This is a genomic window from Streptomyces sp. NPDC005706 (genome assembly GCF_040631045.1).
Taxonomy (GTDB): Bacteria; Actinomycetota; Actinomycetes; order Streptomycetales; family Streptomycetaceae; genus Streptomyces.
The window spans coordinates 57,036-71,905 of record NZ_JBEXYS010000004.1 but is presented as its reverse complement, the minus strand read 5'-3'; the positions used below and the strand labels follow the sequence as shown (position 1 = coordinate 71,905).

General features: G+C 71.4%; 14 protein-coding genes. 12 read left to right on the top strand and 2 right to left on the bottom strand.

Annotated elements, in window-relative coordinates; all coding sequences use genetic code 11:
• Positions 1 to 48: 48 nt before the first annotated feature.
• From ABZ478_RS09360 to ABZ478_RS09320, 9 genes are all read left to right on the top strand, one after another.
• On the top strand, positions 49 to 654 hold the full coding sequence (locus ABZ478_RS09360) for a riboflavin synthase (protein ID WP_359546846.1): 606 nt from the start codon (positions 49 to 51) through the stop codon (positions 652 to 654).
• On the top strand, positions 651 to 1,292 hold the full coding sequence (locus ABZ478_RS09355; protein ID WP_358937475.1) for a nicotinamide mononucleotide transporter family protein: 642 nt from the start codon (positions 651 to 653) through the stop codon (positions 1,290 to 1,292). Before ABZ478_RS09360 ends, ABZ478_RS09355 begins: the two co-directional genes overlap by 4 nt.
• Entirely contained in the window at positions 1,289 to 2,602 is a 1,314-nt protein-coding gene (locus ABZ478_RS09350) for a bifunctional 3,4-dihydroxy-2-butanone-4-phosphate synthase/GTP cyclohydrolase II (protein WP_358937473.1), read from the top strand. The genes ABZ478_RS09355 and ABZ478_RS09350 overlap by 4 nt, the downstream gene beginning before the upstream one ends.
• Before the next feature lie 22 nt (positions 2,603 to 2,624).
• Positions 2,625 to 3,110 (top strand): 6,7-dimethyl-8-ribityllumazine synthase, encoded by a 486-nt coding sequence (gene ribH, locus ABZ478_RS09345; protein WP_359546844.1) that lies wholly within the window; start codon positions 2,625 to 2,627, stop codon positions 3,108 to 3,110.
• Positions 3,111 to 3,144: 34 nt separating this feature from the next.
• Positions 3,145 to 3,417 carry a phosphoribosyl-ATP diphosphatase gene (locus ABZ478_RS09340; RefSeq protein WP_019983911.1) on the top strand — a complete coding sequence of 91 codons (273 nt, stop codon included), beginning with the start codon at positions 3,145 to 3,147 and terminating at the stop codon, positions 3,415 to 3,417.
• A gap of 54 nt (positions 3,418 to 3,471) precedes the next feature.
• A complete protein-coding gene (gene hisG / locus ABZ478_RS09335) occupies positions 3,472 to 4,320 on the top strand; it encodes an ATP phosphoribosyltransferase (RefSeq protein WP_199209761.1) in 849 nt (282 codons plus the stop codon).
• A gap of 15 nt (positions 4,321 to 4,335) precedes the next feature.
• Positions 4,336 to 4,788: a PH domain-containing protein gene (locus tag ABZ478_RS09330; protein WP_359546842.1), complete on the top strand. Its 453-nt coding sequence runs from the start codon at positions 4,336 to 4,338 to the stop codon at positions 4,786 to 4,788.
• A 204-nt stretch (positions 4,789 to 4,992) separates the two neighbouring features.
• Positions 4,993 to 6,327: a hemolysin family protein gene (locus tag ABZ478_RS09325; protein ID WP_359546840.1), complete on the top strand. Its 1,335-nt coding sequence runs from the start codon at positions 4,993 to 4,995 to the stop codon at positions 6,325 to 6,327.
• Positions 6,324 to 7,409, top strand: a complete 1,086-nt coding sequence (locus tag ABZ478_RS09320) for a hemolysin family protein (protein WP_359546838.1) — start codon at positions 6,324 to 6,326, stop codon at positions 7,407 to 7,409. The genes ABZ478_RS09325 and ABZ478_RS09320 overlap by 4 nt, the downstream gene beginning before the upstream one ends.
• A gap of 98 nt (positions 7,410 to 7,507) precedes the next feature.
• Here the strand turns inward: ABZ478_RS09320 and ABZ478_RS09315 are convergent, their stop codons facing one another.
• A complete protein-coding gene (locus ABZ478_RS09315) occupies positions 7,508 to 9,370 on the bottom strand; it encodes an AAA family ATPase (protein WP_359546836.1) in 1,863 nt (620 codons plus the stop codon).
• A gap of 431 nt (positions 9,371 to 9,801) precedes the next feature.
• Entirely contained in the window at positions 9,802 to 10,485 is a 684-nt protein-coding gene (locus ABZ478_RS09310; protein ID WP_359546835.1) for a hypothetical protein, read from the bottom strand.
• A 210-nt stretch (positions 10,486 to 10,695) separates the two neighbouring features.
• Here ABZ478_RS09310 and ABZ478_RS09305 point away from each other — a divergent pair, with 210 nt between their 5' ends.
• From ABZ478_RS09305 to ABZ478_RS09295, 3 genes are all read left to right on the top strand, one after another.
• Positions 10,696 to 11,652 carry a hypothetical protein gene (locus ABZ478_RS09305; protein ID WP_359546834.1) on the top strand — a complete coding sequence of 319 codons (957 nt, stop codon included), beginning with the start codon at positions 10,696 to 10,698 and terminating at the stop codon, positions 11,650 to 11,652.
• Between the two features lie 41 nt (positions 11,653 to 11,693).
• Positions 11,694 to 13,235, top strand: a complete 1,542-nt coding sequence (locus ABZ478_RS09300) for an amino acid permease (protein WP_359546833.1) — start codon at positions 11,694 to 11,696, stop codon at positions 13,233 to 13,235.
• Positions 13,236 to 13,451: 216 nt separating this feature from the next.
• Positions 13,452 to 14,819: a peptidase C39 family protein gene (locus tag ABZ478_RS09295; RefSeq protein ID WP_359546832.1), complete on the top strand. Its 1,368-nt coding sequence runs from the start codon at positions 13,452 to 13,454 to the stop codon at positions 14,817 to 14,819.
• The last annotated feature ends 51 nt before the right edge of the window (positions 14,820 to 14,870 follow it).

Here is a 14,870-nt window from a genome sequence, read left to right as displayed (position 1 = left end):
TCGACAGGCCCCGGAGTCCGTGCCCCATGAGGCAGGAGGACCCGGGAAGTGTTCACCGGAATCGTCGAAGAGCTGGGTGAGGTCACCGCCGTCGAGAATCTCGGCGACGCCTCCCGTTTCCGGCTCCGCGGCCCCATCGTGACCGAGGGCGCGCAGCATGGCGACTCCATCGCCGTGAACGGGGTCTGTCTCACCGTCGTCGACCACGAGGGCGACGAGTTCACCGCCGACGTCATGGCCGAGACGCTGAACCGCTCCAGCCTGGGCGCGCTCGGTGTCGGCTCCCGGGTCAACCTCGAGCGCCCCACCGCGGTGGGCGCGCGCCTCGGCGGGCACATCGTGCAGGGGCACGTGGACGGCACCGGGCAGGTCCTGGAGCGCAAGCCGTCCGACAACTGGGAGATCGTGAAGATCTCGCTGCCCGCGGACCTCGCCCGCTATGTCGTGGAGAAGGGCTCCATCACCGTCGACGGCATCAGCCTCACCGTCGTCGACGCCGGCCCCGACCACTTCACGGTGAGCCTCATCCCGACCACCCTCGCCCTGACCACGCTCGGCCACAAGCAGTCCGGCGACCCGGTCAACCTCGAGGTCGACGTCATCGCCAAGTACGTGGAGCGGCTGCTCGCGGCCGGACAGGGGGACGGCAAGTGAACTGGATGAACTCCGAGGCCTTCACGCTCTTCGGCCAGCACATCATCTGGTCCGACATGACCGGGAACATCCTCGGCCTCATCACCCTGGCCCTCGGCTGGCGCCGCTCGCTGTGGACCTGGCCCGTGCAGTTCCTGTCCGGCCTGGTCCTCTTCGGGGCCTTCTACGGCCACCTGGCCGGCAGCGCCGGCAAGCAGGCCGTCGTCATGGTCGTCGCGCTGTACGGCTGGTGGCAGTGGCAGCGCCGCAAGGACCGCGCACCCGACGGCCACATCGTCCCGCGGTTCGCGAGCTGGACCGAGCGGGCGGCGATGCTCGCCGCCGCGGCCGCCGGCACCGTCGCCGTCGCCCTGCTGTTCAAGGCCTACCCGTCCCTCTCCTGGGACCCCTGGCCCGACGCCTACATCTTCGTCGGCACCATCGTCGCCATGTACGCCCAGGCCAAGGGCATGGTCGAGTTCTGGATCGCCTGGCTGCTCGTCGACCTCGTCGGCGTGCCCCTCAACTTCGCCAACGGCTACGCCTTCTCCGGCTTCGTCTACGTCATCTACGGCGCGCTCGTCCTGTGGGGCATGCGCGACTGGTGGCTGCGCTCCCGCAAGGACGCGCGGCCCGTTCTGGAAGGAGCGCCGGCATGACCTCGGCACCTTGGCTCCACAGCACCGAACGCATCGAGGACTTCGGGCTCGACCCCGTCGAGCAGGCCATCGCCGACATCGCGGCGGGCCGCCCGGTCGTCGTCGTCGACGACGAGGACCGGGAGAACGAGGGCGACCTCGTCATCGCCGCCGAGAAGGCCACCCCCGAGATCGTCGCCTTCATGATGAGCGAGTGCCGGGGCCTGATCTGCGCCCCCATGGAGGGCACCGAACTGGACCGGCTGCGACTGCCGCAGATGGTCGAGGACAACACCGAGTCGATGAAGACCGCCTTCACCGTCTCCGTGGACGCCTCCGCCGCGCACGGCGTCAGCACCGGCATCTCGGCCGCCGACCGCGCCACCACGCTCCAGCTGCTGGCGAGCGGCACCGCCGAGCCCACCGACCTGGTCCGCCCCGGCCATGTCTTCCCGCTGCGCGCCAGGCCCGGCGGCGTGCTCACCCGCAACGGCCACACCGAGGCCGCCGTGGACCTCGCCCGGCTCGCGGGCCTGCGCCCGGCCGGCGCCATCGTGGAGATCGCCGGCGAGGACGGCCGGATGCTGCGGCTGCCCGAACTGATCCCGTTCGCCCGCAAGCACGGCCTGACGATCATCTCCATCGAGGACCTGATCGCCTACCGCCGCGGCAGCGAGCCCACCGTCCGCCGCGAGGCCGAGACCCGTCTGCCCACCCGCCACGGCACCTTCACCGCCTACGGCTACCGCTCCACCGTCGACGGCGTCGAGCACGTCGCCCTCGTCCACGGCGAGATCGGCGACGGCGAGGACGTCCTGGTCCGCGTCCACTCCGAATGCCTCACCGGCGACGTCTTCGCCTCCCTGCGCTGCGACTGCGGCCCCCAGCTCGACGCCGCCCTGGAGCGCATCCAGGCCGAGGGCCGGGGCGTCGTGGTCTACCTGCGCGGACACGAGGGGCGCGGCATCGGCCTGCTGTCCAAACTGCGCGCCTACCAACTGCAGGAGCAGGGCCGCGACACCCTCGACGCCAACCTCGAACTCGGCCTGCCCGCCGACGCCCGCGACTACGGCGCCGGCGCGCGGATCCTCGCCGACCTCGGCGTGCGCGGCGTCCGCCTGATGACCAACAACCCCGACAAGACCGACGCGTTGCTGCGCCACGGCCTGAAGGTCACCGGCCGCGAGCCGATGCCCGTCCAGGCGGGCGAGCACAACCTCCGGTACCTGCGCACCAAGCGGGACCGGATGGGGCACGATCTGCCCTGGCTGGACACCCCGGCCGTGGCCGCCGCCGCGGCCGCGCCCGCGTCCACCTGCGGTAACCAGTAAGCGAACAGCACTGAGGAGAGATGTGAGCGGCAAGGGTGCACCGGAGCTGTCCGTACGGGGCGCGAGCGACCTCAGGGCCGCCGTCATCGCGGCCCAGTGGCACGAGAAGGTGATGGACGGTCTGGTGAACGGCGCCCTGCGCGCCCTGCGTGAGCTGGGGATCGACGAGCCGACCCTGATCAGGGTCCCCGGCAGCTTCGAGCTCCCGGTCGCCGCCAAGGTCCTCGCGGGCCGCGGCTACGACGCCGTGGTCGCCCTCGGCGTCGTGATCCGCGGCGGAACCCCCCACTTCGACTATGTGTGCCAGGGGGTCGCCCAGGGCCTCACCCAGGTCTCCGTGGAGACCGGCGTCCCCGTCGGCTTCGGCGTGCTCACCTGCGACACCGAGGAACAGGCCCTGGACCGGGCCGGCATCGAGGGCTCCAGCGAGGACAAGGGCCATGAGGCGGTCACCGCCGCCGTCGCCACCGCGGCCACGCTCCGTTCGGTATCCGAACCCTGGCACTGAGGAGTCGCCCGCACCGCGTAGGGTGGGCACCACCATGTCCAAGAAGACTTTCGAGGAGCTCTTCACCGAGCTCCAGCACAAGGCAGCCCAAGGCGATCCCGCCACTTCCCGCACCGCGGAACTGGTCGGCAAGGGGGTCCATGCCATCGGCAAGAAGGTCGTCGAGGAGGCCGCCGAGGTGTGGATGGCCGCCGAGTACGAGGGCAAGGAGGCGGCCGCCGAGGAGATCTCGCAGCTGCTGTACCACGTCCAGGTGATGATGGTCGCCCGCGGCATCTCCCTGGACGACGTCTACGCCCACCTCTGAGCCGCTCCGGCTCACGATTCCCCCGTCTGACCCAACGCAAAGGAAGCCGACCTCATGCTGCGCATCGCCGTCCCCAACAAGGGTTCCCTGTCCGGCCCTGCGGCGGACATGCTGCATGAGGCCGGCTACCAGCAGCGCCGGGAGTCCAAGGAGCTGCGGATCGTCGACCCGGTGAACGAGGTCGAGTTCTTCTACCTCCGCCCCCGTGACATCGCGATCTACGTCTCCTCCGGCCGGCTCGACATCGGCATCACCGGCCGCGACCTGCTGGTCGACTCCGGCGCCGACGCCGAGGAGATCCTGCCGCTCGGGTTCGCCCGCTCCACGTTCCGCTTCGCCGCCAAGCCCGGCACCGCGACGGGCGTCGCGGACCTCAAGGGCCGCACCGTCGCCACCTCGTACGAGGGCATCGTCGCCGGGCACCTCGCCGACAGCGGCGTCGACGCCTCGGTCGTCCACCTGGACGGCGCCGTCGAGACCGCGATCGAGCTGGGCGTCGCCGAGGTCATCGCCGACGTCGTCGAGACCGGTACCAGCCTGCGCAACGCGGGCCTGGAGGTCTTCGGCGAGCCCATCATGAAGTCCGAGGCCGTCGTCATCCGCCGCACCGGCGCCGACGGCGAGGAGCCCAAGGTCCAGCAGTTCCTGCGCCGCCTCCAGGGCGTCCTGGTCGCCCGGACGTACGTGATGATGGACTACGACTGCCGCGTGGAGCAGCTGGAGAAGGCCGTCGCGCTCACCCCCGGCCTGGAGTCGCCGACCGTCTCCCCGCTGCACAACGAGGGCTGGGTCGCCGTCCGCGCCATGGTCCCCGCCAAGGAGGCGCAGCGGATCATGGACGACCTCTACGAGATCGGCGCCCGGGCCATCCTGACCACCGCCATCCACGCCTGCCGCCTGTAAGAGGTACGCGAACAGATGTCCGAGCTTCCCGCCCTCCCCGTGACCTTCCGGCCGGGCCACACGCGGGTGATCCTGCTCACCGCCGGCGTGGCGATCTTCCTGGTCATCTCGGGTGTCGCCCTGCTGCTGGACCTCGGTCCGGGCGAGCGGGCCAGCTTCTTCGTCACCGGAGCGCTCATCTTCTGGGCGCTCGCCCAGCTCGCCCGGGTCAAGGTGGTCGCCGAGGAATCCGGCGTCACCGTGGTCAACATCGCGAGCAAACGGCGCCTGGCCTGGGCGGAAATCCTTCAGGTGAACCTCCGTCCGGGCGATCCCTGGGTGTTCCTCAACCTCAGCGACGGCACCAGCCTGCCCGCGCTCGGCATCCAGCCGGGCCTCGCCAAGCAGCGTGCCATCGCCGACGCGCGGGCGCTCCGGGCGCTCGCCGAGGCCCGCTCGGCGGCCCCGGCCGGGGAAGATCAGGGATGAATCGGTGACGTTCGCCCTGCCACACCGGGCCGTGTCTTGATTAATCTGGAGGTGGAGGCGTTTTTCGTCGCGCCTCCACCCCTGTGGTGCCGCGCCCGGTGCACAGGGGTTCCTGCTACCCGAGGAGTGACCCCCTCCGGCGATGGACGGATCGTCCTGTAGTACCTGCGCCGCCCCCTCCCCCCACATGGAGGCGGCGGCATCATGACCACCCCCCTGCTGCTCCTCGCAGCGGCCTTCCTGCTGATCCTGGCCAACGGCTTCTTCGTCGCGGCCGAGTTCGGCCTGGTGACGGTCGAACGCCCGGACGCCGAGCAGGCCGCCGCCGACGGCGACAAGCGCGCCGGCACGGTCGTGGAGTCGCTGAAGGAACTCTCCTTCCAGCTCTCCGGCACCCAGCTCGGCATCACCATCACCTCCCTGGTCGTCGGCATGCTCGCCGAACCGGCCCTGGCCGCGCTGCTGCGCGGCCCGTTCACCGCGATCGGCATCCCCCGGGGCGCCGTCTCCGGTGTGGCCGTGGTCACCGGCATGCTGCTGGCCTCCGCGATCCAGATGGTGATCGGCGAACTCGTGCCCAAGAACTGGGCGGTGTCGCGGCCCCTTCAGGTCGCGCGCTTCGTCGCGGGCCCCCAGCACCTCTTCTCCCGCCTGTTCCGGCCGGTCATCTCCGTGCTGAACACGGTCGCCAACCGGCTGGTGCGCGCCCTCGGCGTCGAGCCCGCCGACGAGCTGGCCTCCGCCCGCACCCCGGGCGAACTGGTCTCCCTGGCCCGGCACTCCGCACAGGCCGGAGCCCTGGAACAGGACACGGCCGACCTGTTCGTACGCACGCTGTCCCTGGGCGAGCTGACCGCGCAGCACGTCATGACCCCCCGGGTCAAGGTCAGCGCCCTGCAGGACTCGGCCACCGCCGAGGACGTGGTCAACCTGACCCGGGCCACCGGGCTTTCCCGCTTCCCCGTCTACCGGGAGAAGATCGACGACGTGGTCGGCATGGCCCACCTCAAGGACGCGCTCGCGGTCCCCGTGAACGACCGGCTGCGTACCCCGGTCGGCCGTATCGCGCGCAGGGCACTGCTCGTACCCGAGACGCTGCCCGTCCAGCCCCTCCTCGCCCGACTGCGCAGCGAGCAGCCCATCGCGGTCGTCGTGGACGAGTACGGCGGCACGGCCGGCGTGGTCACCCTGGAGGACATCGTCGAGGAACTCGTCGGCGAGGTCCGGGACGAGCACGACGCCAAGGACGTGCCCGAGCTGGCCCCCGCCCCGCCGGAGGACGGCCGGCCCGCCTGGGACGCGGACGGCGGCTGCCGGGTCGACGTCCTGAAGCGCATAGGCCTCGTCGTGCCCGAGGGGCCGTACGAGACCGTCGCCGGTCTCGTCGCCGACCTGCTCGGCCGTATCCCGGCCCCCGGGGACCGGGCCGAACTGCCCGGCTGGCGGCTCTCCGTGCGCCAGGTGGGCCATTACCGCGCCGAACGGGTGCGTCTGGTCCGCACGACCCCGGCCGTGAACGTCATGGAGGCCGTGCGATGAGCGTCCTCCAACTGGCCTTCGCCGCGCTGCTCGTGCTCGCCAACGGCTTCTTCGTCGGCGCCGAGTTCGCGCTCGTCTCCGTCCGCCGCAGCCAGATCGAACCACTGGGCACGGCCCGGGCCCGCCAGGTGCTGTACGGCCTGGAGCGGCTGCCGCAGATGATGGCCGCCGCCCAGTTCGGCATCACCGTCTGCTCGCTGACCCTCGGCGCGGTCGCCGAGCCCACCGTCGCGCAGCTGCTGGAGCCGGTCTTCGAGTGGATCCACCTGCCCGACGGCGTGATCCACCCGCTCGGCTACGTCATCGCCCTCGCCGCGGTGGTCTTCTTCCACCTCGTCATCGGCGAGATGGTGCCGAAGAACCTCGCGATGGCGGCCCCCGAGAAGGCCGCGCTGTGGCTGAGCCCGGGGCTGGTCGCCTTCGCCCGGGTGTGCCGGCCCATCACGGTGGCCCTCGGCGCCTGCGCCCGGGGCATCCTGCGGCTCTTCCGGGTCGAGCCCAAGGACGAGGTCGAGGCCGTCGTCACCAGCGAGCAGCTCAACCGTCTGCTGGAGGACTCCGGCCAGGCGGGCCTGCTGGACCCCGAGGAGCAGGAGCGCCTCGAGGACGCGCTGGAACTGGGCTCCCGCCCGGTGACGGACGTCCTGCTGCGGCGCGAGTCCCTGATCACGGTGTCGCCGTCGGTCACCCCGGGCGAGATCGTCCGGCTGACGGCCCGCACGGGCTACTCCCGCTTCCCGGTCGCGGCCGCGGACAAGGGCCCCTTCATGGGGTACGTCCATGTGAAGGACGTCCTGGACCTGGAGGACTCCGACCGTGCCGTCCCGCAGCACGTGTGGCGCCCCATGACCACGCTCCGCTCGGAACTCCCGCTCGACGACGCCCTGACCGTCATGCGCCGGGCGGCCACCCACCTGGCCCAGGTCGCGGACGCCTCGGGCCGGGTCCTGGGCCTCGTGGCCCTGGAGGACGCCCTGGAGCTCCTGGTCGGCGAGGTCCGCGACCCGGCGCACCGCGGACTCCCGGACATAAAGCTCACCGAACCCAGAGCGACCGAGAACCCGGAACAGGCCATGGCCTGACCACAGGTCCCGCAGCACCGCCCATCCGGCCGCTCGGCCGGGTGGGCGGTCCGCTCACGGCCGTGCGAACGCCCCCGGCCGACGCCCGTCCCCGGCGCCTACGGAGCGGACGGATCCTGCGGGCCCCGCCCGGAAAGAACCTCCCCGTACGCCTGCATCAGGTCCGGCAGCCGCAGCGTCGCGAGGTCCCCCCGGGACAGCGCCCCGGGATACCCCGACAACCGCAGATCCCGGTACGCACAGCTCTTCTCGTACAGCGTCCGCAGGAACCGCCCGTTCCCCAGCTCGTCGATCCACCCCTGATCGACCACGTGCCCGGCGATGGACCGCAGCTCCTCCAGCGCCTCCTCGTCCCAGCGGTCCCCGTTCTCCGCCGCGAGCACCTTGCCGATCTCGGTGAGCTCCAGCGGCCGGTAGGAGGGGAAGTCGACCCGCGAGGTGAAACGGGAAGAGAGCCCGGGGTTCGCGGTGAGCAGCCGGTCCATGCCCTCCGGGTAGCCGGCCAGGATCACCACCAGGTGGTCCCGGTTGTCCTCGGCCCGCTTCAGCAGGACCTGCAGCGCCTCGTCGCCGTACGCGTCCCCCTTGCCGTAGCCCGAGTTGGACAGCGAGTACGCCTCGTCCACGAACAGCACCCCGCCGATCGCGGAGTCGATCAGCTCGTTGGCCTTCACGGCCGTCTGCCCCAGGTACTCCCCGACCAGATCGGCCCGCTGCGCCTCCACCAGATGGTCGCCGCCGAGCAGGCCCAGTGCGTAGAACACCCGCCCGAGGATCCGCGCGACCGTGGTCTTCCCCGTCCCCGACGGTCCGGAGAACACGAAGTGCCGCTTCGGCGGCTGCACCGGCAGCCCCTGCCCGGCCCGCAGCCGCGCCATGTTCAACTGCGCGGACAACGCCTTGACCTGGCGCTTGACCGGCTCGAGCCCCACCATCCGCTCCAGCTCGGCGAGCGCCTCCTCGAGTAACGCGGGATCGGTCGGCCCGGCCGGCAGGACGGAGGAGGGCACCCCGCTCTTCACGCGCACCAACGGATCGGAGACCGACGGCAGCGGCCCGCCCGGCAGATCCGGCTCCGTCAGCCGCAGATCGCGGCCCTCCGTGCCGAAGAGCGGATCGAGCGTGTCCGGCCCGTCCATGGCGTCCGCCCCGGCACCGGTCAGGGTGATCGCCGCGAGGTCGGCCGGATCGTCGTACCCGTCGCCCTCGGCGATCGCGGCCAGCCGGGCCGAGGTGTCCATGAAGGCCGGGTCGATCCGGTGCACCGCCCGGTACAGGGGGAGCGCGGCGGCGCTGCGCCCGGTGCCCTCGTGCGCCCGCGCCAGCCAGTACCGCAGCTCCTTGCGCTGCGGCTGCTCGCTGCGGCAGCGCATCAGGGCCGCCGCGAGCAGCGGCTCGGCCTGGCCGTACATCTCCAGGCGGACCCGGGCCATGCCGCCGAACAGGCCGGCCTCGATGCCGAGCAGGGTGTCGTCGAGCAGCGGGTCGGTGTGCCGCACCAGCTGGTCCCAGTCCTTGACCAGGTAGGCGCGGCAGGCGTGCAGGAAGCGGACCTGCGGGTCGGTGTCCACCGGGGGCAGCCCGGCGAGCGCCCGGTCCAGCTCGGGCACGTGCCGGCCGTCGAGCCAGTGCGAGGCGTGCGCGAGCAGCAGATCCCGCGGGCTCTCCAGCACCGGCTGCACCCACCAGCCGAGCCAGTACCAGGAGTTGAGCGTGCGGCGGTGCCGGGCTCGCTGCTCCCCGAAGCGCTCCCGGTGCCGGCACATCCGCAGCAGCGCGGTGGTCGTGTCGACCCGCAGCGCGTGCAGTCCGAGCCAGGCGTCCGCCATCCCCGGGTCCATCCGGACCGCCGCGCGGAACTCCTCCTCCGCCTGGGGATAGGCGCCCATCGTGTAGGCGTCCACACCTCGCAGCCAGGCGAGGTCGGCCGGGGCCTCGGGGCCCTGCGTGCCGAAGTCCATCCCGTCCCCCACAGACCGTGCCCCCGTTGGTTCACCGCCGGGCAGTCGCCCGGCGGCCGCCGCGGACGAACCGCTGTGCCGCGGACCGGAGTTGCAGGTGCGCGAGGCAGTCGCTCGAAGGCCGCACCGAGGGCATCGTACCTGGGGTACGACCGCGTGCCGAAGGGTGCCGCACAGCCCGTTCGGCGAGGTGGGAGCAGACGGGGCGCACACGCAATGGTGACCCAGGGTGAGCGTTTCGGCGCGCTGGAGGGCCGGAAAGACGGTCCGCAGGCAGAACGAAGCCCCCGATCACGGGGGAACAACCGGGGGCTTCGCGTCTGCGGGCGGCTCCGAATGGCCGCACATTGGAAACGTAAGACCTGCACGGCTCCCGGGTCAAGCGGACTCGGAGCACGCAAAGAAGTTCCCCCGCAGGGGTCTTGGCGCGCTCACCGCACCGCGGACGGTCCATCACGGTGAGTGACGCCCTGGTCCGTTCCAAGGGTGCCCGCCGGTCCCGTCAGCACCTCGTACCCCTGCGGTGTCTGCCGCACCAGGAGGTCCGCATGGGGGCGCGAGGGGTCGGCGGCGAAGTGCGCGTGCTCCGCCTCGGTCCACCCGGACCAGAACTCGCGCTGTGCCTCCCCGTCCCGCAGCCGGCCACGCGCCCAGGACTCCTCGCGCGGCAGTTCCATCCACAGCAGCCGCGCGAGATACGGCCGCAGCGCCCGGCGGCCGGCGCCGACGCCTTCGATGACGACCACGGGCGCGGGCGGCAGCGGCCGCGGCGGGCCGAACGCCCGGGCGCTCCAGTCGTAGGGGGTGTAGTGCGCGCTCTCGCCCCGGGCCAGCGGGCCGAGCACCTGGGCGGTCAGCCGCTCGGTCCAGTCGAAGAGCCGCTCGTGGCTGGCGATGTCGTCGAGGTGCAGCACCGGTGCCCCGCCCAGCGCGGCGGCCAGCCGCCCGGCGAAGGTGGACTTCCCGGACCCCGCGTGCCCGTCGACGGCGATCAGGCGGACCGGCCCCAGCGAGGGGGGCAGGCCGCGCAGCCGGGCGGCGAGGTCGTGAATGGCGATTCCCGAGGTGTGATGCGGTGTGGGGTGTTTTCCGGAAACAGTGTAGTAGTGGCCCATAGTGCCCGTGCCGGTGCGTCGGCGCCCGGAGTCCGGAGGGCAAGAAAACGTCACTTCTTGAACCACTGGCCGGCCACCGGTCAATCAAACAGATTAAGCATCCAAATCCGTTGACCGATATGTGAAATTCGGCGTTCCAGGCGCGCCGACTGCTGAGTAAGGTGCTCCTGCACGAGTGCGGCGCATCGTAACGGGGACGGACAGGAGAACATGGCCGCGGAGTTATTCGAAGGGCAGTATGTGTGGCATCCGGCGGCCGACGACCGTGTCCTGGCGCGCGTATGCGTCGATGTGCGCGCCGGCCGATATCGAAGCGCGGGCGAAGCCCTCGCCGAGACGCGTTCCGACTTCGCCCTGCGCGCCCACCGCTCGCTCGTGCTGGCCTCCGAGGCGGCCGGCACCGACCTCGTCGAACGCTGGCTGGACGAGGAGCCGACGCCCGAGGCGGCGCTGCTGTGGGCCCGGGTGGCCGTGCAGCGCGCGATGCGCGCCGCCGACGCGCGTGACGAACGGGCCGAGGCACTGGAGCGGATAGCGCTCACCGCCTGCGACCGGGCCGCCGCGCTGGCCCCCGGCGACCCCACCCCCTGGGTCGCGAAGCTCACCATGGCCCGGCTGCACCGGTTGCGGGATCCCGCCCCGCAGGGGCTGCTCACCGCCCCGCCCGGCCCGTGGCGGCTGTTCGCGCACGTCCTGTCCCTCGACCCGTGGCACCGCGAGGGTCACCACCGCTTCCTGTCCTGCTTCTTCACCCGCTACGGCGGTTCGGTCAACGCGGCCTGGGACGTGGCCGCCTTCCTCAGCCAGCGCGCGCCCGCGGACTCCGCGCTCCGGCTGCTGCCGCTGGTCGCCCTGGTCGAGAGCTACAACCCCACCCAGCTGCTCGCCGACCGGGTCTGGGAGCAGCCCCAGTGGCGCTCCACCGCACTCGCGGTCTACCACAACTGGCTGCCCGCGGTGGCCGGCTACCGCTTCACCCCGGTGCTCGACCTGGCCTACCTCGCGCACGCGCTGGTCATGGCCCAGTGCGGGTTCGAGGCCCGGGCGGTCTTCACAGCGATGGGCCCGTACGCCTCGCGCATGCCCTGGAGCGCCTTCGGCGAGCCCGCCGAACAGCTCTCCCGGGCACGGCGCGGCTGCGGTCTGCCCGTCCCGGGAGCCGCCTGATCCGTACCTGCTCCGCCCCCCACCAAGAGAAAGGTCGATCTGTGTCGGAACGGATATCGGCTCCACGGGCCAACGCCCGCGGGGGAGAGGACGCGGTCGTGCTCGACGACGACGCGACCCTGCACGCGATGGGTTATCCGCGGAAACTCACCCGGCGCTTCAAGGCGTTCGACAATTTCGCGATCTCCTTCACCATCATCAATATCCTCTCGGGTATTTTCTCGTCCTTCGGATTCGGTATGAACGCGGGTGGCCCCCGTATTCTCGTGTTCGGCTGGATCGGCGTCTCCGTCATGGTGCTGTTCATCGGCGCGGCGATGGCGGAGGTCGCGTCGGCGTATCCGACGAGTGGCGCGCTGTATTTCTCGGCGGGCAAACTCGCCAAGCGGCGCAAGGGCGCCTGGTCCTGGTTCACCGGCTGGCTGAACTTCGTGGGCCAGATCGGCGGCACCGCCGCCACCGGCTACGCGGCGGCCACGTTCATCCAGGCCTTCGTCGCCCTGCAGTGGTCCTCGTACCGGCCGACCGCGCACCAGACGGTGCTGATCACGGCAGTGATCATCGTGCTGCAGGGGCTCGCCAACACCTTCACGGTCCAGCTCGTCGCCGTACTGAACCGTATTTCCGTGTGGTGGCTGCTGATCGGACTCGTGGTGATCGTGACCGCACTCATCGTGATGCCCGACCATCATCAGTCCGCGTCCTTCGTGACGCATTTCGAGAACAACACCGGCTTCACGAACGGACTTTACGGCGGCATGCTCGGTCTGCTGGTCACCAGCTGGACCTTCACCGGCTTCGACGGCAGCTTCCACATGTCCGAGGAAACGGTCCAGGCGACGGTCAACGCGCCCAAGGGCATCACCCGTGCCATCGGCTATTCGGCGATCACCGGTCTGATCCTGATGCTCGCGCTGGTCTACAGCATTAGCGACTACGGCAAGGTGGCCGGTTCGGCCGCGCCGCCCGTCCAGATTCTCATCGACGGCCTCGGCCTCGGCGCCGCCAAGGTGATGCTGCTCATCGTCATCGGCGCCATGCTCTTCTGCGGTCTGGCCAACCTCACCAGCAACACCCGGCAGATCTTCGCCTTCTCCCGGGACGGCGCCATGCCCGGCTCCCGCTGGTGGCACACGGTCTCCGCACGCACCCGGACACCGGTCAAGGCGGTCTGGCTCGCGGTGGGCTGCTCGCTCGCCCTGGTGATCCCGGGCTGGTGGTCGCACACGGCGTTCACCGCCATCGTGAGCGTCAACGTGGTCGGGCTGTTCCTCGCCTACGCCGTGCCCGTCTTCCTGCGGCTGCGGCTCGGCGACGAGTTCCAGCCCGGCCCCTGGCACCTGGGCCGCTGGGGCAAGCCGATCGGCTGGATCGCGGTGACCTGGATCCTGCTCAGCAGCGTGCTGTTCATGCTGCCGCAGGCCTCGCCCATCACCGCCGACTCCTTCAACTACGCCCCGATCGCCCTGGCCGTGGTCCTGCTCGTGGCCACGGTCTGGTGGTTCGCCACCGCCCGCCGCCGCTTCCAGGGACCGGTCAGCTACGGCCGCCCCGACGAGGTCGCCGCGATGGACCTCATCTGACCCTGCCGAACGGCACGGCCCCGGCGCACGGCGGACCGCCCGCGCCGGGGCCGCGGCACACTTCGCGGCACACCCTCGCAGGTCCCATCACTGTTCTAGACCAATATTGGTGGCGCGCCATACGGCGGAAGTGCTGGCAGGGGCATGCCGTCTCCGTTCATAGTTGGCGCACCAACCGCACCAGCCCCGACCCGGACACCTGGGGGTCCCGCGCCCATGAGCAGAGCCCAGCAGCCCTCCCGCAGAACCGTTCTCGCCGCCGCGGTGGTCGCCGCGGTCGCCTCGGGAACCATGCCCGCGGCCGCGGCCACCGCGTCGGCGCCCGCCGGCACCGGCACCGCCGCCGCGCCGGGCCGCCCCGTCGACTACCACGCCTGGACCTCGTACCGCGACTGGCGCCGCGGCGGCGCGGAGGGCGTCCGGGCCGTACCGGGCCGCCGCCCCGGCGCCGAGATCGGGGCCGCAGCGGGCAGCACCGACTACACCGACCCGCACACCGGCCGTACGGCCACCTGGGAGTACGCGACCTGGACCTCCCCGGTCCACCGGCTCGCCGTGCCCGCGACCGAGGTCATCGCCTCCTGGAACGCGCACACCCCCGAGGGCACCTGGCTCCAGGTCGAGCTGCGCGGCACCTACTCCGACGGCACGGACACCCCCTGGTACGTCATGGGCCGCTGGGCCGCCGGCGACCAGGACATCAAGCGCACCTCGGTGGACGACCAGACCGACGGCAAGAGCACGATCTGGACCGACACCTTCTCCATCGACGACGCGAGCACCGGGCTGCGCCTGGACTCCTACCGGCTGCGCCTCACCCTGTACCGCACGCCCGGCACGCGCCTCACCCCGACCGTCTGGCGGCTCGGCGCCATGGGCTCCGACATCCCCGACCGCTTCACCGTGCCCGCCTCCGCCCCCGCCCTCTCCGGGGAACTGGCGGTCCCGCGCTACTCGCAGGAGATCCACAAGGGCCAGTACCCGGAGTACGACAGCGGCGGCGAGGCCTGGTGCAGCCCCACCTCCTCGCAGATGATCATCGAGTACTGGGGCGGCCGTCTCACCCCCGAGCAGCTGTCCTGGGTCGACCCGTCCTACGCCGACCCGCAGGTGGACCACGCCGCCCGGTACACGTACGACAACCAGTACGAGGGCTGCGGCAACTGGCCGTTCAACGCCGCCTACGCGGCCACGTTCGACGGCATCCAGGGAGTGGTCACCCGGCTCGCCTCGCTCAGCGACCTGGAGACCCTGGTCGCGGCCGGCATCCCGGCCATAACGTCCCAGTCCTTCCTCAAGACCGAGCTGACCGGCGCCGGATACGGCACGTCGGGGCACCTCATGACCGTGGTCGGCTTCACGGCCGACGGCGACGTGATCGCCAACGACCCGGCCTCGCCGAGCGACGAGGCGGTACGGCGGGTGTACCTGCGGCGGGAGTTCGAGAACATCTGGCTCAGGACCAAGCGGTACGACGCGAACGGCAAGGTCAGAAGCGGCACGGGCGGGGTCTGCTACCTCTACTTCCCGGCCCACCCGACCGCGCGTCAGCGCAAGGCGCTCGCCGCGGTGGGGGTGTGCTGATCCGGGCCGTGTGAGCAACGTCTCCGCCGCGAACGCCGTCGCGGGTGGCAA

What these genes read in the sequence shown, in the direction of transcription:
- ABZ478_RS09320 (WP_359546838.1), top strand. Translation starts at nt 6,324, where the DNA reads ATGAGCGTCCTCCAACTGGCCTTCGCCGCGCTGCTCGTGCTCGCCAAC.
- ABZ478_RS09310 (WP_359546835.1), bottom strand. Translation starts at nt 10,485, where the DNA reads ATGGGCCACTACTACACTGTTTCCGGAAAACACCCCACACCGCATCAC.
- ABZ478_RS09325 (WP_359546840.1), top strand. Translation starts at nt 4,993, where the DNA reads ATGACCACCCCCCTGCTGCTCCTCGCAGCGGCCTTCCTGCTGATCCTG.
- ABZ478_RS09315 (WP_359546836.1), bottom strand. Translation starts at nt 9,370, where the DNA reads ATGGACTTCGGCACGCAGGGCCCCGAGGCCCCGGCCGACCTCGCCTGG.
- ABZ478_RS09295 (WP_359546832.1), top strand. Translation starts at nt 13,452, where the DNA reads ATGAGCAGAGCCCAGCAGCCCTCCCGCAGAACCGTTCTCGCCGCCGCG.
- ABZ478_RS09305 (WP_359546834.1), top strand. Translation starts at nt 10,696, where the DNA reads ATGGCCGCGGAGTTATTCGAAGGGCAGTATGTGTGGCATCCGGCGGCC.
- ABZ478_RS09340 (WP_019983911.1), top strand. Translation starts at nt 3,145, where the DNA reads ATGTCCAAGAAGACTTTCGAGGAGCTCTTCACCGAGCTCCAGCACAAG.
- hisG (WP_199209761.1), top strand. Translation starts at nt 3,472, where the DNA reads ATGCTGCGCATCGCCGTCCCCAACAAGGGTTCCCTGTCCGGCCCTGCG.
- ABZ478_RS09350 (WP_358937473.1), top strand. Translation starts at nt 1,289, where the DNA reads ATGACCTCGGCACCTTGGCTCCACAGCACCGAACGCATCGAGGACTTC.
- ABZ478_RS09330 (WP_359546842.1), top strand. Translation starts at nt 4,336, where the DNA reads ATGTCCGAGCTTCCCGCCCTCCCCGTGACCTTCCGGCCGGGCCACACG.